Raw genomic sequence first — 16,755 nt, 5'->3', positions numbered from 1 at the left:
TACAATCCAGGGCGGCGCGTCAGCGCGTCCTCTTGCCCATCGCCTGCGCCGCAAAGGCGGCAAGCCTGGGGTGACGACGCAGGCCCTGCGCGGCGTGGTCGCGCCACGCGAAGGGCATGCCGCGCCAGGACAGCGCGACGCTGACATCCGTCAGCGGCACCGGCTCGGCGCCGAAGCGGCGCTTGTAGTCCTGGTTGCCGATGCTGAGGTCGAAACGGCGCACGCCTTCCGCATGCAGCGCCGCCATAGTGCGCTCGGTCACGAGCAGCCCCGGCGAGCAGTTCGACCAGGAATCGCCGGTGTGGCTGATGCGCAGCAGGAAATAGGTCTCACCGAACCTGACGCCGAGCGCGGTGGCGACAATGGCCTCGTCGCAAACCAGCGCCGAGATGACGGCATAACCGTTCGCGACGCCCCGACGCGCGACCTCGCGATAGAACTGCGCATGGGTTTCGTCGTTGAGGACGAAGCGCGAGCCGAGCTTTCGCATGCGCGCCTGCTGCTGGGCATCCATCACGTCCAGCAGCTCGCGCGCACGCGCGACATCGGTGGCGATCTCGAATCGCGCGCCGGCGTGACGGTTGAAGACGCGCCAGCAGCGTGGCATCTGCATGCGCTTGATCGAGGCCTGGTAATCTTCATAGTCGTCGCCGGTCAGCACGAGGTTGCCGTTGAGCGAGCAGGACCCGATCCGGCCGAGCGACACCAGCGGGTTCGGGTTGCCGCCGATCTGGGCCGGCATCTTCTTCAGGCGCAGCAAATCGAAGCGGTCCGGCAATGCGCGCAATGCGTCGATCAGCGCCGTGCCGATCGCATCCGCCGCCGCCGCGTCCAACGCGGCATCGAGCGCCAGGATCGGCGCGTTGTTGTCGGAAACGCCGAGATCGGCGAATTCGACGATGCGGATGCCGCGCCTGAGGTGGCTGATCATCGGCACGATTGCGATGTCCCTGCCGGTCGTGGCATCGGAGATCAATGCAATCAGCGGCGAGAGATCGTGGAACGCCTCGTACCAGGCGCCGAGCCAGTAGCCATGCTGGAATGCAGTGCGATGGCCTGCGTTCAGGCGCGATGCGGCCCGCGGCCAATCACGCACGAAATCGACCGCGATTGCCGACGCGCTGGACACAAGACCATCTGGTTGCTCGACGCTGAGGATCGTCATCCGCGGGACATACGATTACTGGGCGTTTCCAGATAGATTATGTTTTGTCGCGGCCACAAGTGAGCTCACAGCTTATCGTTAAGCCGATGCCATTGCGGCGGCACCGGCTGCGACAAGTCGTCCGGTTCCATTTCCGCGACGCATTGGAACCTGGCCAGGAAGTGCAGGCCGGCCACGGCAACAGTGAACATGAACCAGATCGGATTTTGCCGTTCGAGCAAGAAGGTCTCGGTGGCCCCGTAATACAGGCCGAACAGCCATACGGTCAGGAACAGCTTTGCCAACGCACCGCTGCGGTTGTGAGTTCGGGCCGTCTGGAAATTGCCGAGCGGCGCGAGCACGAAGACGAGGATCACCAGCAACAGCCCCGGCAGGCCGATGGTGACCGCGAGGTCGAGATAGCTGTTGTGGCTGTGCGCCGCGCTCGTCGCCCATTCGGCGCCCTGGGCGGTCTGCCGCGCGGTCACGTCGTCCCAGAACGCGGCGTAGCCGTGACCGATGATCGGCTTCTCCGCGACAGCTGCGAGCGCGAACTCCCAGATGGCGGAACGGCCGGTGAAGGTGGGATCGAGCGGAAGCAGCCGCGTCATCGCTCCGAGCGCCGGGCTCATGACGCTGCCGACCGTCAGCAGGTTCATCGCGATCAGCGGCACGAAGCAGATGATCCGCTTCAGCCACAGGCCCGGCGTCACGCAGACCAGCGAGGCGAGCGCATAAATCGCAAGGCACAGTACCGACGACGTCTTGCCGCCGGTGAAGATCAGGAAGATTCCAGCCAGCGCGGCGATGGCCGGCCCCATCAAGAACGAACCAATGGCAGACAGGTAAATGCCGACATAAATCAGGATGGTCATCACCGGCGAAGCGATGTTCTTGTGACCAAAGCTGCCGCGCCAGTCGCCGGCCAACTGCGGCTCGGTGACGTCGAGTGCGGTGTGGATCGAGTATTGCGGCGCCACGAAGACGCCGAGATAGCAGAGCGCAAGCAGTACGAGGGCGGCGCCGCCGAGGCACAGGTTGAAGCTGCGCTGCGTCGGCGGCAGCAACGGCAACAGCACCGCGAGCGACATCACGCTGGCTGCGAGCATGAAGCGCTGCATCGAGACTCCGCGATTCTCGGAGAAGACGATGCTGATCAACAGCCAGCCGACCAGGCAGAGATGCAGCGGCGTCACCAGCGTCTTAAGCGCGGGCGCATCCGTTGCGGCGACCAACAGGACTGCGAGCGCGGCCAGCAGGCCCCAGGCGACATAAGTGAGCGCCATTCGTCCGCCGACGACGGTGGTGACATCCTCGCTGCGCAGGTCGGGAAACGGATCGAGCGTCACCAGCACGAGGAGCAGCGCTGCGACTGCGACGAGGCAGCGCGCCGCCCGCACGGCGTCGACCCCTGCAAGCCCATCGCGCAGGACGCCGCCGAACGATCGGGCCTCGACGTCGGTCATGTCAATGGCGCTGCGATCCATGGCTCAAGGCTGGTGGTGAAGCCCGGGGGAAGCTCGAAGTCTTAGCCGATCCCTGTTAAGCATCCGTCAACCAGTCCAGCGGGGCGCTGCGGCACCGCCTGCTGCCGCACGATGCTCCGCGCGATCTCGTAATATTGAAGCGCGCGCTGTTCCAGCGTCAGGTTGTCCAGCACGAAACCGCGGGGATCGAACGTATCGGCGGCGCACCCGGCCCAGAAATCATCCCAGCCCGCCTCAAACCCGGCGATGTCGACGAACTTGGCGCCGCAACGATCGTCCCAGTACGGCACCGACGACACCGGCGCGAATTGGACCCGATGCGGATAGTAGTCGGGGTCTCGCCACGGCCCGCCTGGATCCCAGGCCAGCACCGGCACGCCGCAAGACAATGCCTGCTGATAGGCGATGCCCTGGCTCTCGTTCTGGCAGAGGAAGATCATCGCACGCGATTGCGCGAGCGCGGCCCGATAGTCTTCTTCCTTGTAGCTGCCGTAACGCAGCTCGGCGAACGAGCGGCCTTCCCTCGTGAGCCGGGCGCGGACGGGTTCGATCAGCTCCGCCGCGTAGCGATCGCGGTCCCAGTGCACCTTGTCGTAGATCAGGACGTCGACGCTCTTCTGCGACGTCGCCGGCGGTGCCCAGAGATCCGTGTCGATGCCGATCGGCCAGGCCTCCGTGTCGGGCCAATGCGGCCGATACATGTCGGCGTACCACGGGCCGGGCACCACGACCTTCTTCACCGGCAGGCGCTTGAACAGGTCGGGATCGTCGAGCGGATGATTGTGGGCGGCGACGCCGAGCAGGATCGGATTTTTCCAGGCGAACTTGTCGAGCAAGAAGGTGCGGCCGATGATGCAGGCGAGTTCGCCCGGATGCCGCGCGATGTAGCCATAGTCGTTGACGCGATAGCGGATACCGAGCCGATCGAGCCCCGCACAGAGATTGAGGAACACGCGCAGCTGCCCGCTCATGCGCGGCTCGCCAAGCAGCATGCGACGCGCCATGCGCCGCAGATGCCGGTCGCCGGGAAACCAGCGATCATCCTTGTCCTCGTAGAACAGGTTGAGGACCATATCGTCGGGATCGTAGTCGAATGTCTTTGCGGGCACTGGTGTCCATCCGCGGCGGCCTGATGCGCATTCTCGCATGGGACCGGCTGTCGCACTCTTCCTAATTTGCCACAGGCTTAATGCCGGCGGCTTAACGCTAATTGACGAAACCAACGCTGCGGCAGCCTTCGTGGCGACGCTTTTTTCCCGATGCGAGTATCATCGAGGGCGGCCAGGGTTGCGATCGATCGCATTGCCAAGCGCAGATGCGCCCTGGTTAACAGACCGTTAAAGGCGAGCCGTATCTTGATCACCGCGGAAGACATTCTCGAATTGCCTGCCACATCGCGCGTCGTTCCAGCGGCGCGCGTCCCGCTGCAGGTCGGCTCAACCACGTCGGTGTCCGTCGTCATTCCGGCCAAGAATGTTGCGGCTTATGTCGGCGAAACCCTCGCCAGCGCACTGGCACAAACCGAGGTCACCGAAGTGATCGTCGTGGACGACGGCTCGACCGACGATACCCCCGCCATCGTCCGCGCCATTCGTGACCCTCGACTGCGCCTGATGACCAACGGCGCCGCCGGCGTATCGGCAGCGCGCAATCTCGGCGCGCAGCATGCGAACGGCCAATGGCTGCTCTTCCTCGATGCCGACGATCGCCTGCGGCCCGGCGCGGTCGCGGCGCTGCTGGCGGCTGCGCGTGGCGCGCCGCGAGCGGTTCTGGTCTACGGCGACTACAATACGATCGACAGCGAGGGACGGCAGATCGGCCGTCGGGATCTGCTCAAGGGCCGCCGCAAACCGTCCGGCGACGTGCTGGCGCGGCTCGCCGCCGGCAACTTCATCGTCAATGGCGGCATTGCGCTCGCACGTGCAGAGGCCTTCCGCGCCATCGGCGGGTTCGACGTCTCGCTCAGATATTGCGAGGACTGGCACTGCTGGTGCCGCCTTGCCGCGATCGGCGAATTCGAATTTGCGCCGAACCTTCTGCTCGACTACCGCCTTCACACGGCCAACACCATGAACGCGGCGGTGCGGACGCCACAGGATTTCTTTCCGGCGATCGCGCGGGTGTTCGACGACGGGCTGATCATGGCGCGATTGCCCGCGGGCATGGCGGCCGGGCTGCGCCAGGCCGCCGAGGTTCATCTCGTCACGTATTCGGCAATGCAAGCGGTCCGCTTCGGTAGATATCGCCAGGCCTTCGCCTATCTCGGGATAGTCGGGCGCCGCTCGCTCAAATCGCTGCCGCGTTCCGCGGTCAGGGTCGCCCTCGCCTGCTTCGGTATTTAGCCCGCCGCCTCGGCGTCAGGACACGATCTTCGAGGCCTCATAGGGCTTCGGCTCGATGCCGAACGCGGCGAGCGCCGAGCCGAGCGCGACCATCACGGGATGCATCGCGACGACGGCTTTCGACGATTTCAGCAGAGCGGCCGCGCGCAACAGCGACAGCGGCAACCTCCCGAGCATCTGCGCAAACACCCACACTCGCGCCGCAGCGCCCTGCGCGGCCTTGGACTGCACACGATAATTGATCGCGCCGATGCGCAGGCCTCGCTTCACGATCCAGCCGAAACTGGTGCGGCTTTGCGGCACGGTCTCGGTGATGACTGCTTCCGCCGTCCAGTGGAAGGTCATGCCGGCGTCGCGGCAGCGCACGAAGAAATCGCAGTCGCCGCCCCCGAGGAAGTTGAAGCGCGGGTCGAAGGCGGGACGGGCAAAGCTCTCGAACGCCGCACGCGTGATCAGGCAATTGCCGCAGCCGTAGATCAAGGGCACAGCGCCGCTGTAATCATAGGCGGGACAGAAAACGGGGTGGCGCGAAAGCCAGGGCATGCGGTGGTCCTCGAAGACCGGCAGCACCGGCCCGCCGACCACATCGGCGCCGGTCGCCTCCGCGGTGCGGACCATCAGCTCGAGCCAATCGGGCGAGGCAATCTCGTCGTCGTCGATCATCAGGAACCGGGTCGCGGCGGGAAACAGCGCCAGCGCCGTCTCGAAGGCGGCGTTGATCGCCTGGACGTTGCCTTGCCGTTTCTCGACCAGGCAGACACCCTGAAGTCTGCCATCGGCGAGATACTCCGCGGCCACCGGCGCGCTTTCGCGCCGGACCGCATCGTTCTCGGCCATGACGACGGCGAAAGAGCGCGGGGTGCGCTGGCTGGCGAGCGAGTCCAGTGTCAACCGCAGATGCTGCGGGCGGCGGAAGCAGGGGATGCAGACGACGATACCAACCGACAGGTCGATGATCCGGGAGCTGGCCGCGATCTCCCGGTTGGGATCGCGCACGGCATGCGAGATACGCGTGGCGGACAGGTCTGTCGGGATCAATGTCATGACGTTCTAGATGTCCGAGATAGATTGAAAAAGCCCTGCTTCGATCCCGGGATCAGCGCCGTCCCGCGACGGCACATCGCCCCGGGACGGATGCGTCCCAAAATGAACGGCCGGTTTGAGCCTGACGACGGCGCCAAGGCCGCCGATGTTCCGCCATCCATGCACTTAACCGCTTTCGGGTGTTTCTGCCGCGAAACCTTGCACGCGTGATACTGCAATTCGCGGTCCACCGTGCCGACGGCGGCTGGCGCGGAGGATGCCGTAGTTAACGCACATGCTCATTAACCCCATCGTAAGCACCGCGGCGGGTGAAGCGTCGCGGCATCGGATTTGCTCTACGGGCACACGAGATTTTTCCTGTAAATTTAAGTCGAACAAGCGCGGTCCGAAAAAAATGAACAAGCCAGCCACGATCGATTTCGCGACAACCACGGCGGTCCAAATTCCCGCGGCCATTGCACACACTCAGGCGCTGCACGATCTCGTCCCCGGTGAAGCCCGCGACAGCCTGCTCGCCGTTCACGACGTACTGCGCCGCGAACTGCCACGGGGCCAGCTCGCCACCTACGAAGCCGGAGGCGGCTCGTGCAGCGTCCTGCCACCGGAATTGCTGAACCGCAGCAAGGTCACCGTCGTCGACATCGACGAGGACCAGGTTCGCAACAACAGCTACGCGGACGAAGCGATCCTCGGCGACGTCCAGACCTACCGCTTCGGGCGCGAGACCTTCGATCTGGTGATCTGCTACAACGTGATCGAACATCTTCCCAAGGTCGACGCCGCACTCTTGAATTTCCGCGATGCGCTCAAGCGCGGCGGGATGATTCTGATCGGCGCGCCCAATCCGCGCTCATTGTCCGGGGTCGTCACCAAATACTCGCCGCACTGGTTCCACGTCTGGTTCTACCGGCACATTCGAGGCATCAAGGATGCCGGCCTGCCGGGCGAGCCGCCGTTCCCGACCTTCTTCCATCCCCTGGTGTCGCTGCCGAGGCTCGAAGCGTTCGCCGCCGCCAGTGGCCTCGAGATGATCTACCGCCGTGAGGTCGAGAGCCCGCGCTATCCCGAGATGCGCCGGCGCAAGCCGCTGTTCGCAGCCCTGGTCGACGCCGGCGCCGCCGTTCTCAACGCCGTGCTCCCGCGCGGGACCGACGTCCGCCGCGGCGATTATCACGTCATCCTGCGGAAAAGCTGACGGCCATGGTGCGCGCGCGGCCGATCGCAAGACCAGCGAAGCCTCGCGGCCACGCCGCACGGGGTAACGAACCGTTAATCTCTGAAGGACCGCGCCATCGCACGCGTCACGACGACGCGTCGAAGAGAGGCACGCGCTTAAACGCTTTGTTTGCCATTTCGGTGAATAGTCCCTCAATGAGTATGGTTAATTTTCCCTGTTGCGTTGAGTGGGCACCTATATCTGAGGTGCGTGGCGTAGAGCGAAGAGTACCCCCTCAGCTCGCGGCACTTGGAATGAAAGCTGGGGATCATGCTTGACTATAACCAGCCGATAGATCGGGCCAGACCGGAGGCCCCGCAGCACCGGCCTCAGGCCGGCTTCAACGTGCTGGAGCTGGTCAATCTGCTCTGGCGGCGGAAGATCGCGATTGCCGTTGCCGCGCTGCTCGGTGCGACGCTTGCCGTCACCGTGGGCAAGAGCCTGACGCCCCGCTACACCGCCACCGCCCAGCTCTATGTCGACCCGCGCGAGCTTCAGCTCGTCGACCGCGAGCTAACGCCCCGCGCGCAGGACGTCTCCGGCATGTCGATGGTGGTCGAGAGCCAGGCGCGCCTGATCACCTCCAACAGCGTGCTGCTCCAGGTGATCCAGCAGGCTGATCTGGACAAGGATCCCGAATTCGGCGGCGGCGCCGACGGCAAAGGCGTGATGTCGTCGCTGCTCGGCCTGATCGGCCTTCAGCCCCACGCGCCCTCCGCCGCGGAGAAAAAGGAAGTGCAGCTCGCCGCCCTCGAGGCGCTGAACCGGCACATCACGATCCGCAAGACCGAGAAGAGCTTCATCGTCGATATCGAAGTCTGGTCGACCGATCCGGCGAAAGCGGCAATGCTCGCCAACACGCTGACCAGCGCCTACCTCGCGGAGTCCCGCAACTCGCAGGCGTCAGCCGCGCGGCGCGCCACCAACGATCTCTCCGGCCGCCTGAAGGAACTGCGCGAGCGGCTGCGCAACGCCGAGACCGTGCTCGCGACCTACAAGGCCCAGAACAATTTCGTCGGCACCCAGGACGCGCTGATCAGCGACCAGCAGCTTTCCGCCAGCAACCAGCGGCTTTCCGCCGCCCGCGCCGCGACGATGGACGCGCAGGCGCGCCTCGACCAGATCGAGGCGAGCCGGCGCACGACGGCAGATGCAGGCGCGAACTCCGAGGCGCTGCAATCGCCAACCATCGCCAACCTGCGCGCGCAATATGCCGACGCGCGCAAGAAATATGCGGAGCAGGCCGGCGAACTCGGCCCGCGTCATCCAGCGCTGCGCCAGACCGAAAAGCAGGTCGAGGATCTCAAGCGCACCATCAACGAAGAGATCGACCGCTTCGCCCAGTCCGCCAAGAACGATTTGACGCGCGCCCGCGACTTTGAAGCCTCGCTCAGCCGGGCGCTGGAGGCGCAGAAGCGGCAGAGCGTCCAGCTCAGCCAGGCCGCCGTGCGCCTGCGCGAACTCGAGCGCGAAGCCGATGCCAGCCGTGACGTCTATCAATCCTTCCTCAAGCGCTCGCGCGAGACCGAGGAGCAGGAGACGCTGAACACCTCGGCGGCCCGAATCATCGGCGAAGCGACGGTGCCGCAGCGGCGCTCGTTCCCGCCGGCGATGAGCCTGTTCGCCATGATCGGCTTCATCTTCGGCGCAATCGCTGCATCGAGCTGGTTCGTCGCGGCAGAGCTGCTGGTGGCCGGTGCGTTCGCACCGGCGCCGGCCCGTCCCAATCGCACTCCGTTGCCGCAAGCTCCGCGAGCTCCAGAGCCTTCGCGGGCGCCGGAGACTGCCCGGTCCCAGCCGGTCTCGCGAGCCCCGGAAGTCGCGGAGGCACTGCCGGAACTCGCCGCCCCGCCGCTGCAACCTTCGATGGTCGAGAAGCCCCTGATCGAAAAGCCGCTGATCGCGCGCCTCCAGGAGGCCGACGTCATCCACACGCTCGGTGCCATTCTCGCCACCGGCGGCGGCATCGACCTCACCCGGCTCGGCTGGCCAACGCTGCGCCCCTGCTTTCCACTGACGACGCTGCTCAACGCCTGGCGCGACATGCGCGCTACGGCGGCCCGGCGCGCCGGCGGAACGACAATGCCGGTCATCGCGCTCGTCGGTGCCGGTGAGACCACCGGGCGCAGCGTGACCGCGCTGAATTTCGCGCTCGCGGCCGCGCGCGACGGCGCCCGGGTCCTGATGATCGATGCCGACCATCAGGCGCACCCGCTCTCGAACAAGGTCAGCCGTCCCGTCAAGAGCGAGCCCAGCAAGGTCGGATGGCTTTCGATCGGCAGCAAGGCCGCGCGCGAGATCAAGACACTCAACGGCATCTCGATATTGCCGGCCGCCGAACGCGACGCCGGCAAGGCCACTGACGCCATCCGCAAGGCCATCGAGCAGGCGCGCTCCGCCGGCGGCTATGACCTTGTGATCCTTGACGGCCCCGCGGCGCCACTCACGGCCGGCAGCCGTAAGCTGCTCGATGATGCCGACGCGCTGGTGGCGGTGCTGCCGACCAGCCTCGACATCAACGACGGCCTGGAGGAGATCTTGAGCACACTCGGCCGCGCGGAGCGCAAGCTCGTCGGCGTCGTGCTCGACGAACTCACCCCTATGGCCCAAGCTCGCCAACGAGGCAGACAATATGCTTGAGCGCCGCATCAATCTCGATGGCCGGGCCGCAACCGCCGACGTGCCGCGGATCACCATCGGCGGCCTTCGCATGGCCGCACTCGATCTGGAAGCGACCGCAAATTTCATGATCGAGGCGACCGATCCGCGCCATCGCATCGGCCGTCCGCTGCACCTGACCTCGGCCAATGGCGAGGTGCTGGCGCGGTGCTCGACCGAACCCGAGACCGAGCGCCTGTTCCGCAGCGCTGACCTGATCAACGCCGATGGCCAGCCGCTGGTGGCGGCGTCCAGGCTACAATCCTGGTTTCCGTTGCCCGAGCGGGTCGCCACGACGGACCTGTTTCACGTCGTCGCGCGCAAGGCTGAAGCGGTCGGCCGCACCTTCTACATGTTCGGCGCCAGCGAGGACGAGAACGCCCTTGCGGTCGAGAACGTCCGAAAGATGTATCCAAACCTCAAGATCGTTGGCTACAGCCACGGTTATCTCCGTGGCGACGCGCTGCGCGCGAAGGTCGACGAGATCAACGCGCTTGCGCCGGATTATCTCTGGGTTGCGCTGGGCGTGCCAAACGAGCAGGCGTTCGTCGAGGAATTCACCCCGCATCTCACCAATGTCGGCGTCATCAAGACATCCGGCGGCCTGTTCAACTTCTTGTCGGGAAGCCGCGCCCGCGCGCCGCGATGGATGCAGAAGATCGGGCTGGAATGGGCTTGGCGCACCTTGCTCGAGCCCCGCCGCCTGTTCTGGCGCTATTTAACCACCAACCCACGCGCAATCTATCTGCTGTTCAGCCGCCATCGGCCCTTTAATAATCGCTGAGTAGACGACGACATGATCGCCGCCGGTTGCCAGCCCCGCCTGCGCTATTTCAACGCCAGCGGCGCCGGTATTGCGCCTTGCGGGCCGGGCTCATAAGCGGCTAAAGAGACTGTCACAGTCGGTGTCGGCAACTTTCCCGGCCGCCGCGTGTTTTGTATGGCCGCCGACACAAGCGGCACAATCGGCTCAGCCAATTGCGCGAGCCAGCTTTTCACAGCGAAGGCCACGATCGAGTCCGCGCATCGGCCTGCTTTCAGGCGCGACCCAAGGGAGCACGGAACGAATGCATCAGGCCGCAAACCTGCAATTCGAGCGCATGATGGACGAGCTCGTCCTCTGGCAGGCCGTACCGGAGGGCGAACGATCGCCAGCGCCGGCCTGGTGGTGGGGTCCGGCAATGGCGGTGCTCGACGCGCACGAGCCGATGCCACACGCGTGGTGTTCTGAACTCGGTCTGAGCCACGACTCGAGCTTTGCCGAAGGCGCGCACGCCCTGCTCGCCCTGTTCGCCAAGCAAACCTCGCCGACCTGGCCGGATGATTTTCCGCGCAAGGCGGAAATCAAGGAAGACGACGCCCGCGAGCTGCACCCGCAGCCGTCAGACGACAGCGCTTTTCAACCGTAGCGCCGCGGCCGCGGTGGCGGCATGGTCCGGCTCCGGCTGGAGCGGCGGCGCGTAGGGCAGCTCCATGGGCTGCAGCAGCTCGGCCATCTGCCGCGCCGGCAGCGGCTTGGAGATCAGGAAGCCCTGCATCTCGTCGCAGCCATGGGCGCGCAGGAATGCCTCCTGTTCGGCATTCTCGACGCCTTCCGCCACCACGGTCATGCCGAGCGCCTTGCCCATGCTGATGATCGCCTGCGCGATCGCCTGGTCTTCCAAATCCTGCGGCAGGTCGCGCACGAAGGAGCGGTCGATCTTGATGGTGTCGATCGGGAAATGCTTCATCAGAGACATCGACGAATAGCCGGTGCCGAAATCGTCGATGGCGAGACGGATGCCGCGACTCTGGATGGCGTCGAGCACCTTGAGCGCGCGCCCGACGTTGCGCATCATCATGCTCTCGGTGACTTCGAGCTGGAGCAGCACCGGCGACATTCCACTTGCGGCGAGCGCCTCGTCGACGTCCTGCAAGAGATGCTCGTCGACAAACTGGCGCGGCGACAGGTTGACCGCCATCGATACCGGCAAAAGGCCGCGGCGCTGCCAGGCCATGGCTTGCGCGCAGGCCTCCTTCACCACCCAGCGGCCGATCGGCACGATCAATCCGGTCTCCTCGGCAAGCGGAATGAACTGCGCCGGCGAGATGCTGCCGAGATCGGGATGCCTCCAGCGCAGCAGGGCTTCCACGCCGGTGATCTGGCCGGTCTCCATGTCCACCTTGGGCTGGTAGTTCAAAGTGAACTGATTCCGCTCCAGCGCCCGGCGCAGCGCACTCTCCAACGACAGCCGCTCGATCGACTGCGTCTTCACTTCCTTGGAGAAGAAGCGATAGCCGTTCTTGCCATCTTCCTTGGCGAGATACATCGCCATGTCGGCGTTCTTTGTTAGCATCTGAACGTCGGAGCCGTTGGTCGGATACATCGCGATGCCGATCGAGGCCGTGGTGTGGCACTCGTGCCCCGCTAGCTCCATGGGCTCGGCAAGCGCCGTCAGCAGCCCGGTCGCGATGCGCTGGACGTCGTCGACCTCGCCGCATTGATCGAGGATCACTACGAACTCGTCGCCGCCGAGCCGCGCCACCACGTCGCTTGCGCGCAGGGCACCACGCAGCCGGTTGGCCACTTCGAGCAGGAGCAGGTCGCCGGCCTCGTGGCCCAGCGAATCATTGATGACCTTGAAACGATCGAGGTCGATGAACAGCACCGCAAAGCGCTGATCGTGGCGCTGCGCCTCGTCGATCGCCTCATGCAGCAACCCGTTGAAGGTCTCGCGGTTCGGCAGGTCGGTCAGGCTGTCGTGCGAAGCGAGGTATTCGATTCGCTCGTCGGCCTGGTTTTTCTCGTCGGCCCGGTCGAAATTCTCCATCGCGAAGGAGACGTTGTCGGCGAGGCGCTGCAACAGCTCGACGAACTCGGCCGTGAAGGTGCCGGGCTCGGTCGACATGTAGATCATGACGCCGACGGCCCGATCGTGTGCGACGAGGGGAAAAGCCGCGCCCGACCGCGCGCCGTCGTTGCGGACAATGGAATGAAAGGCGCGAACGCGATCGTCATTGAGATAGTCGTTGCTGATGCAGGGCTGGCGGGTGCGGAACGCCGTGCCGCTCATTCCGCGCCCCTCGGGGCGCTCGGGGTCGATTGATAGGCGGACATTGCGCGTGGTGTCAGACGACGGTCCGGCGCTCGACACGATCTCCAGCTGATCGCTATCGACCCTCGCCAGCGCAATGGTGGTCGAGGTGAACTTGGCGCCGTTCGATGCGGCGAGACAGACGAGGTCGAACAGTTCGGCGCGCGACTTCGCCCGCATGATCGCCTCGTTGGTCGCGCTCAGCGCCGCGAACATGCGAGCCAAACGCTCCGTCCGCGCCTCGTTGCGGGCCTTTTCCTCGGCGCGATCGAAATTATCGAGTGCAAATGACACGTTCTCGGCGAGGCGCCCGAGCAACTCGACCATATCGGGTGTGAACGTATTCTCTTCCGGCGCGAGGAAAAGCAGAATGCCGATCGGCTCCTGGCCGGCGCGCAGCAGCGGGAAGCTGGCAGCCGCTCGCGTTCCATCTTCGATCGCCTTAGAGTGCCAATGCGCCGCTCGGAGGTCGTGGAGATAGTCGTTGATGACGCTGGGCCCGCGGGTCCGCAGCGACATCCCTATGATTCCGCGACCCTCAGGATGGTCGGCGGAAACAAAGCAGGTGCGTCCCACCATCCGCTCCTGGAGGCGCCCCTTCACGGCGACCACGCGAACGAGTTCACGCTGGTCGTCCATAATGCCGATTGTCGCCGAGGCGAATACGCCGCCGAGCACGGCTGCCTGGCACGCCCCTTCGAACAGCTCCTCGCGCGTCTTGGCGCGCATGATTGCCTCGTTCGTCGCGCTCAGCGCCTCGAACATGCCGCTCAACCTGTCACGCTGCCTGTCGGCCTTCGCCTTCTCGTCGGCACGGTCGAAGTTCTCCAACGCGAAGGCGACATTGGCCTGGAGCTTGCGCAATAGCTCGACGAATTCGTCCGTGAAAGTGCCGCACTCGGGCGAATTGAACAGGAATACGCCTTCGACGCTGTCGCCGTTGAATAGCGGCATCGCGGTTGAGGACCTAATGCCATTGCGACGCGCGCTGGCGTGCCAAGGCTTGAGGCGGGCGTCTGCCAGGACGTCGTTGCTGATACAGGGCCGCCGCGTCCGGAACGCGGTGCCGGTCAGCCCTCGTCCTTCCGGCTCCTTGTCGCTGACCGACAGCCTGAAGGATCGCACTTCCTCGGCGTTCGGTCCGAAGGACGCAACAACACGAAGCAGTCCCGCATCGCGGTCAAGCAATGCAATGGAGGTCGAGGCGAACTTGGCGCCGTGCACCGTGGCTTCGCAAACCAGATCCAACAGTTCGCTGCGCGACCTTGCCCGCAGAATGGCTTCGTTCGTCGCGCTTAGCGCTGCGTACATACGCGCCAGCCGATCCTCCTCCAAGGCGATCTGGGCCTTCTCCTTGTCGCGGTCGAAGTTCTCGAGCGCAAAGCACACGTTTTCGGTCATGCGCAGCAACAATGCGACGATGCCTTCGTCTTTCGCCCAGGCTTTGCTCACGAAGAAAAACAGCACGCCGATGCTGGTGCCACGCTTGATCAAGGGAGCAGCCACGCAGGCGACGGCGCCGGCATTGACGTTGGCCTGCTCCCAGGTGGTCCCCTTGGTGCGATTGACGAGGTCGTCCTCGACGATCGCTTGCTGGGTCCGGAACACCTCGCCGGAGATGCCCTTGCCGTAGGGACTCTCCGGATCAATCGAGTAGCGCGACTGTCTGATCAGATCCAGATTATGTCCGGTCGCTGCCACCGGCGTCAGCCATTCGGAATCCGGCTCGTGCAGCAGAACGAAAGTGGCAAGCGATTTGCCGCTATAAACAGCGGCGTCGCAGACCCGCTGGTACAAGTCCAGCTCAGTGCTGGCTTGCAGAATTGCTTCGTTCGTCGCACTGAGCGCGCCGAACATGCGGTTGAGCCGCCGCACTGCCCGCTCGCCATCCAGGCGGGCTCCCTCGGTCGCGAAGCTCTCCAGCGCGTGAGAGATATTGGCCGACATCCGCTCGAACAACGAGACCATCGCCTCGTCGAGCGAGCCGGCGCCCGACCGCGTAACATACAACACCCCAATACTGCGTCCCATGCAGACCAGGGGTAGCGCCGCGGCCGCGCCGACACCCGCCGCCACCGCGCCGTTGCGCCATGCCAGCGAACGCGGATCGTTCAGGAAATCGTTGCTGATGCAGAGCTTCTGGCTGCGGAACGCCTCGCCGCCCACGCCCAAGCCTTCCGGCGTGCCAGCCTGCGTGGTGATCTCGATCGCGCTCAGCCGCGCCACGTCATCGCCGCGACCAGCGGCAAAGCGAAGCTTATGGCCATCCGGCTCCACAAGGAACACGGCCACGGCCATGAAGTCTCCACTCGCAAACCCGGCGTCGCAGACCTTCTGGTACAGCTCATCCGGCGATTTCGCGTAGAGGATCGCTTCGTTGATGGCGCTCAACGCCGCAAAGGTGCGCGCGAGTGTCGTCGGCACGATCTCAGCTCCCGGGCATTTCTGCCTTTTTTTCCCGGATGACGTTATGACCGGCGATCGCCTAAGTGGTCGTTATTGCGCGCTGCAAACCATCGATCAAAGTGAACGAGCTGCGAACGACCTGCGCCAATCTGTCGAAAATGCCACCGCGCGGGACGAATCTTCGCCCGACGGCCCTGCTCGCTGCGAATTTGCAGCCCTGTATTGGTTTACAGGAGATTGATATCGCAGCCGCGCTTTGAGACCATGGCGCCCAACAAGCAGCCTGTTAAGGGCACCATGCCGGGGAAGCGCCATGCCGATCGTCCATGCCGACCGCCTCACGCGCATCAGCGCAGCGCTGCTTCGGGTTGCCGGGGCTTCCGAGGAAGAGGCCGACGCGGTCGCAAACGGCTGCGTCAACGCCAATCTCGCCGGCCACGATTCCCACGGCGTGATCGCCATTCCCACCTATGTTGACCGGATCAAGGCCGGCCACATCGTGCCCGGCGCCAGATGGACCATCGTGCAGGAATCGCCGACGACGACCGTGATCGACGGCCAGTGGGGTTTTGGCTTCCACGTCAACGCCAAGGCGATGGCGCTGACGATCGAGAAAGCGAAGACGGCGAATGTCGCCGCCTGCACCGTGTTCCGGCAAAGCCATGTCGGCCGCCTCGCCGCCTATCCGCTGATGGCAATGCGCGAAGGCATGATCGGGATCGCAACGGCGGATTCCGGCCGTTCGCCGAAGCATGTGGCGCCATTCGGCGGCAAGGAGGCACGGCTCGGCACCAATCCGATCTCGATCGCGGTGCCGTCCGACCTCGATGCGCCGTTCTACCTGGACATGGCGACCTCTGCGGTCGCGGCCGGCAAGATCCAGCTCGCGGTCGCCCGCGGCGAGGAAATCCCGCCGGGGTGGATCATCGATGCCGAGGGACGGCACACTACCGATCCAACCCAGTATCGCAAGGGCGGCGCGCTGCTGCCGCTCGGCGGCACCGAGGGCTACAAGGGCAGCGGCCTCGCCGCAATGGTCGAGGTCCTGTGCGGCCTGCTCACCGGCCTCGGTTTCGGCGTCGAGCCCACGGGCCGGCACAATGACGGCTGCTTCATGGCCGTGTTCAACGTCGCCGCGTTTCGCCCGCTGCAGGATTTCAAGCGCGAGGTCGCCGAGTTCGCACACTATCTCAAATCGACCCCGCCCTCCGAGGGCAGCAAGGGCGTGTTCTATCCCGGTGAGATCGAGGGCTTGCGTGAGCAGCAGCGCCTGCGCGACGGCATCGAGATCGAGGATGCGACCTGGGAAAAACTGCGCGCGCTGGCGCGCGAGTACAGGCTCGACACGGTCCTCGACCTGGCCTGACGGATTTCGGCCTGACGC

12 protein-coding genes are annotated in these 16,755 nt (G+C 65.0%); 7 read left to right on the top strand and 5 right to left on the bottom strand.

The genetic code is table 11. The features are described 5' to 3' along the window. Window positions 1-19 precede the first annotated feature (19 nt). From IVB42_RS23215 to IVB42_RS23205, 3 genes are all read right to left on the bottom strand, one after another. Window positions 20-1,165, bottom strand: a complete 1,146-nt coding sequence (locus IVB42_RS23215; RefSeq protein ID WP_247299339.1) for a GNAT family N-acetyltransferase — start codon at window positions 1,163-1,165, stop codon at window positions 20-22. 65 nt (window positions 1,166-1,230) lie between these two features. Beyond that, window positions 1,231-2,631 (bottom strand): O-antigen ligase, encoded by a 1,401-nt coding sequence (locus IVB42_RS23210; protein WP_018453403.1) that lies wholly within the window; start codon window positions 2,629-2,631, stop codon window positions 1,231-1,233. Between the two features lie 41 nt (window positions 2,632-2,672). Further along, a complete protein-coding gene (locus IVB42_RS23205; protein WP_018453402.1) occupies window positions 2,673-3,740 on the bottom strand; it encodes a glycosyltransferase in 1,068 nt (355 codons plus the stop codon). A 246-nt stretch (window positions 3,741-3,986) separates the two neighbouring features. Here IVB42_RS23205 and IVB42_RS23200 point away from each other — a divergent pair, with 246 nt between their 5' ends. Next, window positions 3,987-4,973, top strand: a complete 987-nt coding sequence (locus tag IVB42_RS23200; protein WP_018453401.1) for a glycosyltransferase — start codon at window positions 3,987-3,989, stop codon at window positions 4,971-4,973. A gap of 15 nt (window positions 4,974-4,988) precedes the next feature. Here the strand turns inward: IVB42_RS23200 and IVB42_RS23195 are convergent, their stop codons facing one another. Further along, entirely contained in the window at window positions 4,989-6,017 is a 1,029-nt protein-coding gene (locus IVB42_RS23195) for a glycosyltransferase (RefSeq protein ID WP_018453400.1), read from the bottom strand. A 394-nt stretch (window positions 6,018-6,411) separates the two neighbouring features. On the opposite strand from IVB42_RS23195, the gene IVB42_RS23190 reads away from it, so the two are divergent. The 4 genes from IVB42_RS23190 to IVB42_RS23175 all read left to right on the top strand — a co-directional run bounded on the left by IVB42_RS23190 (window position 6,412) and on the right by IVB42_RS23175 (window position 11,300). Then, entirely contained in the window at window positions 6,412-7,212 is an 801-nt protein-coding gene (locus IVB42_RS23190) for a methyltransferase (protein ID WP_018453399.1), read from the top strand. Window positions 7,213-7,503: 291 nt separating this feature from the next. Next, window positions 7,504-9,873: an exopolysaccharide transport family protein gene (locus IVB42_RS23185; RefSeq protein WP_247395369.1), complete on the top strand. Its 2,370-nt coding sequence runs from the start codon at window positions 7,504-7,506 to the stop codon at window positions 9,871-9,873. Continuing rightward, window positions 9,866-10,675 (top strand): WecB/TagA/CpsF family glycosyltransferase, encoded by an 810-nt coding sequence (locus IVB42_RS23180; RefSeq protein WP_018453397.1) that lies wholly within the window; start codon window positions 9,866-9,868, stop codon window positions 10,673-10,675. Before IVB42_RS23185 ends, IVB42_RS23180 begins: the two co-directional genes overlap by 8 nt. 283 nt (window positions 10,676-10,958) lie before the next feature. Beyond that, window positions 10,959-11,300 (top strand): hypothetical protein, encoded by a 342-nt coding sequence (locus IVB42_RS23175; protein ID WP_018453396.1) that lies wholly within the window; start codon window positions 10,959-10,961, stop codon window positions 11,298-11,300. Here IVB42_RS23175 and IVB42_RS23170 read toward each other — a convergent pair. Continuing rightward, on the bottom strand, window positions 11,274-15,389 hold the full coding sequence (locus tag IVB42_RS23170; RefSeq protein ID WP_018453395.1) for a GAF domain-containing protein: 4,116 nt from the start codon (window positions 15,387-15,389) through the stop codon (window positions 11,274-11,276). The two genes, IVB42_RS23175 and IVB42_RS23170, sit on opposite strands and share 27 nt — an antisense overlap. Window positions 15,390-15,435: 46 nt before the next feature. On the opposite strand from IVB42_RS23170, the gene IVB42_RS23165 reads away from it, so the two are divergent. Together IVB42_RS23165 and IVB42_RS23160 are read left to right on the top strand one after the other, a co-directional pair. Continuing rightward, entirely contained in the window at window positions 15,436-15,612 is a 177-nt protein-coding gene (locus IVB42_RS23165; protein ID WP_157642888.1) for a hypothetical protein, read from the top strand. 72 nt (window positions 15,613-15,684) lie between these two features. Continuing rightward, on the top strand, window positions 15,685-16,737 hold the full coding sequence (locus IVB42_RS23160; protein WP_018453394.1) for an Ldh family oxidoreductase: 1,053 nt from the start codon (window positions 15,685-15,687) through the stop codon (window positions 16,735-16,737). Window positions 16,738-16,755 lie beyond the last annotated feature (18 nt).

The sequence above is a fragment of the Bradyrhizobium sp. 45 genome, from assembly GCF_023073155.1.
Lineage (GTDB): Bacteria > Pseudomonadota > Alphaproteobacteria > Rhizobiales > Xanthobacteraceae > Bradyrhizobium > Bradyrhizobium canariense_D.
This window is presented reverse-complemented; position numbering and strand designations above follow the sequence as displayed.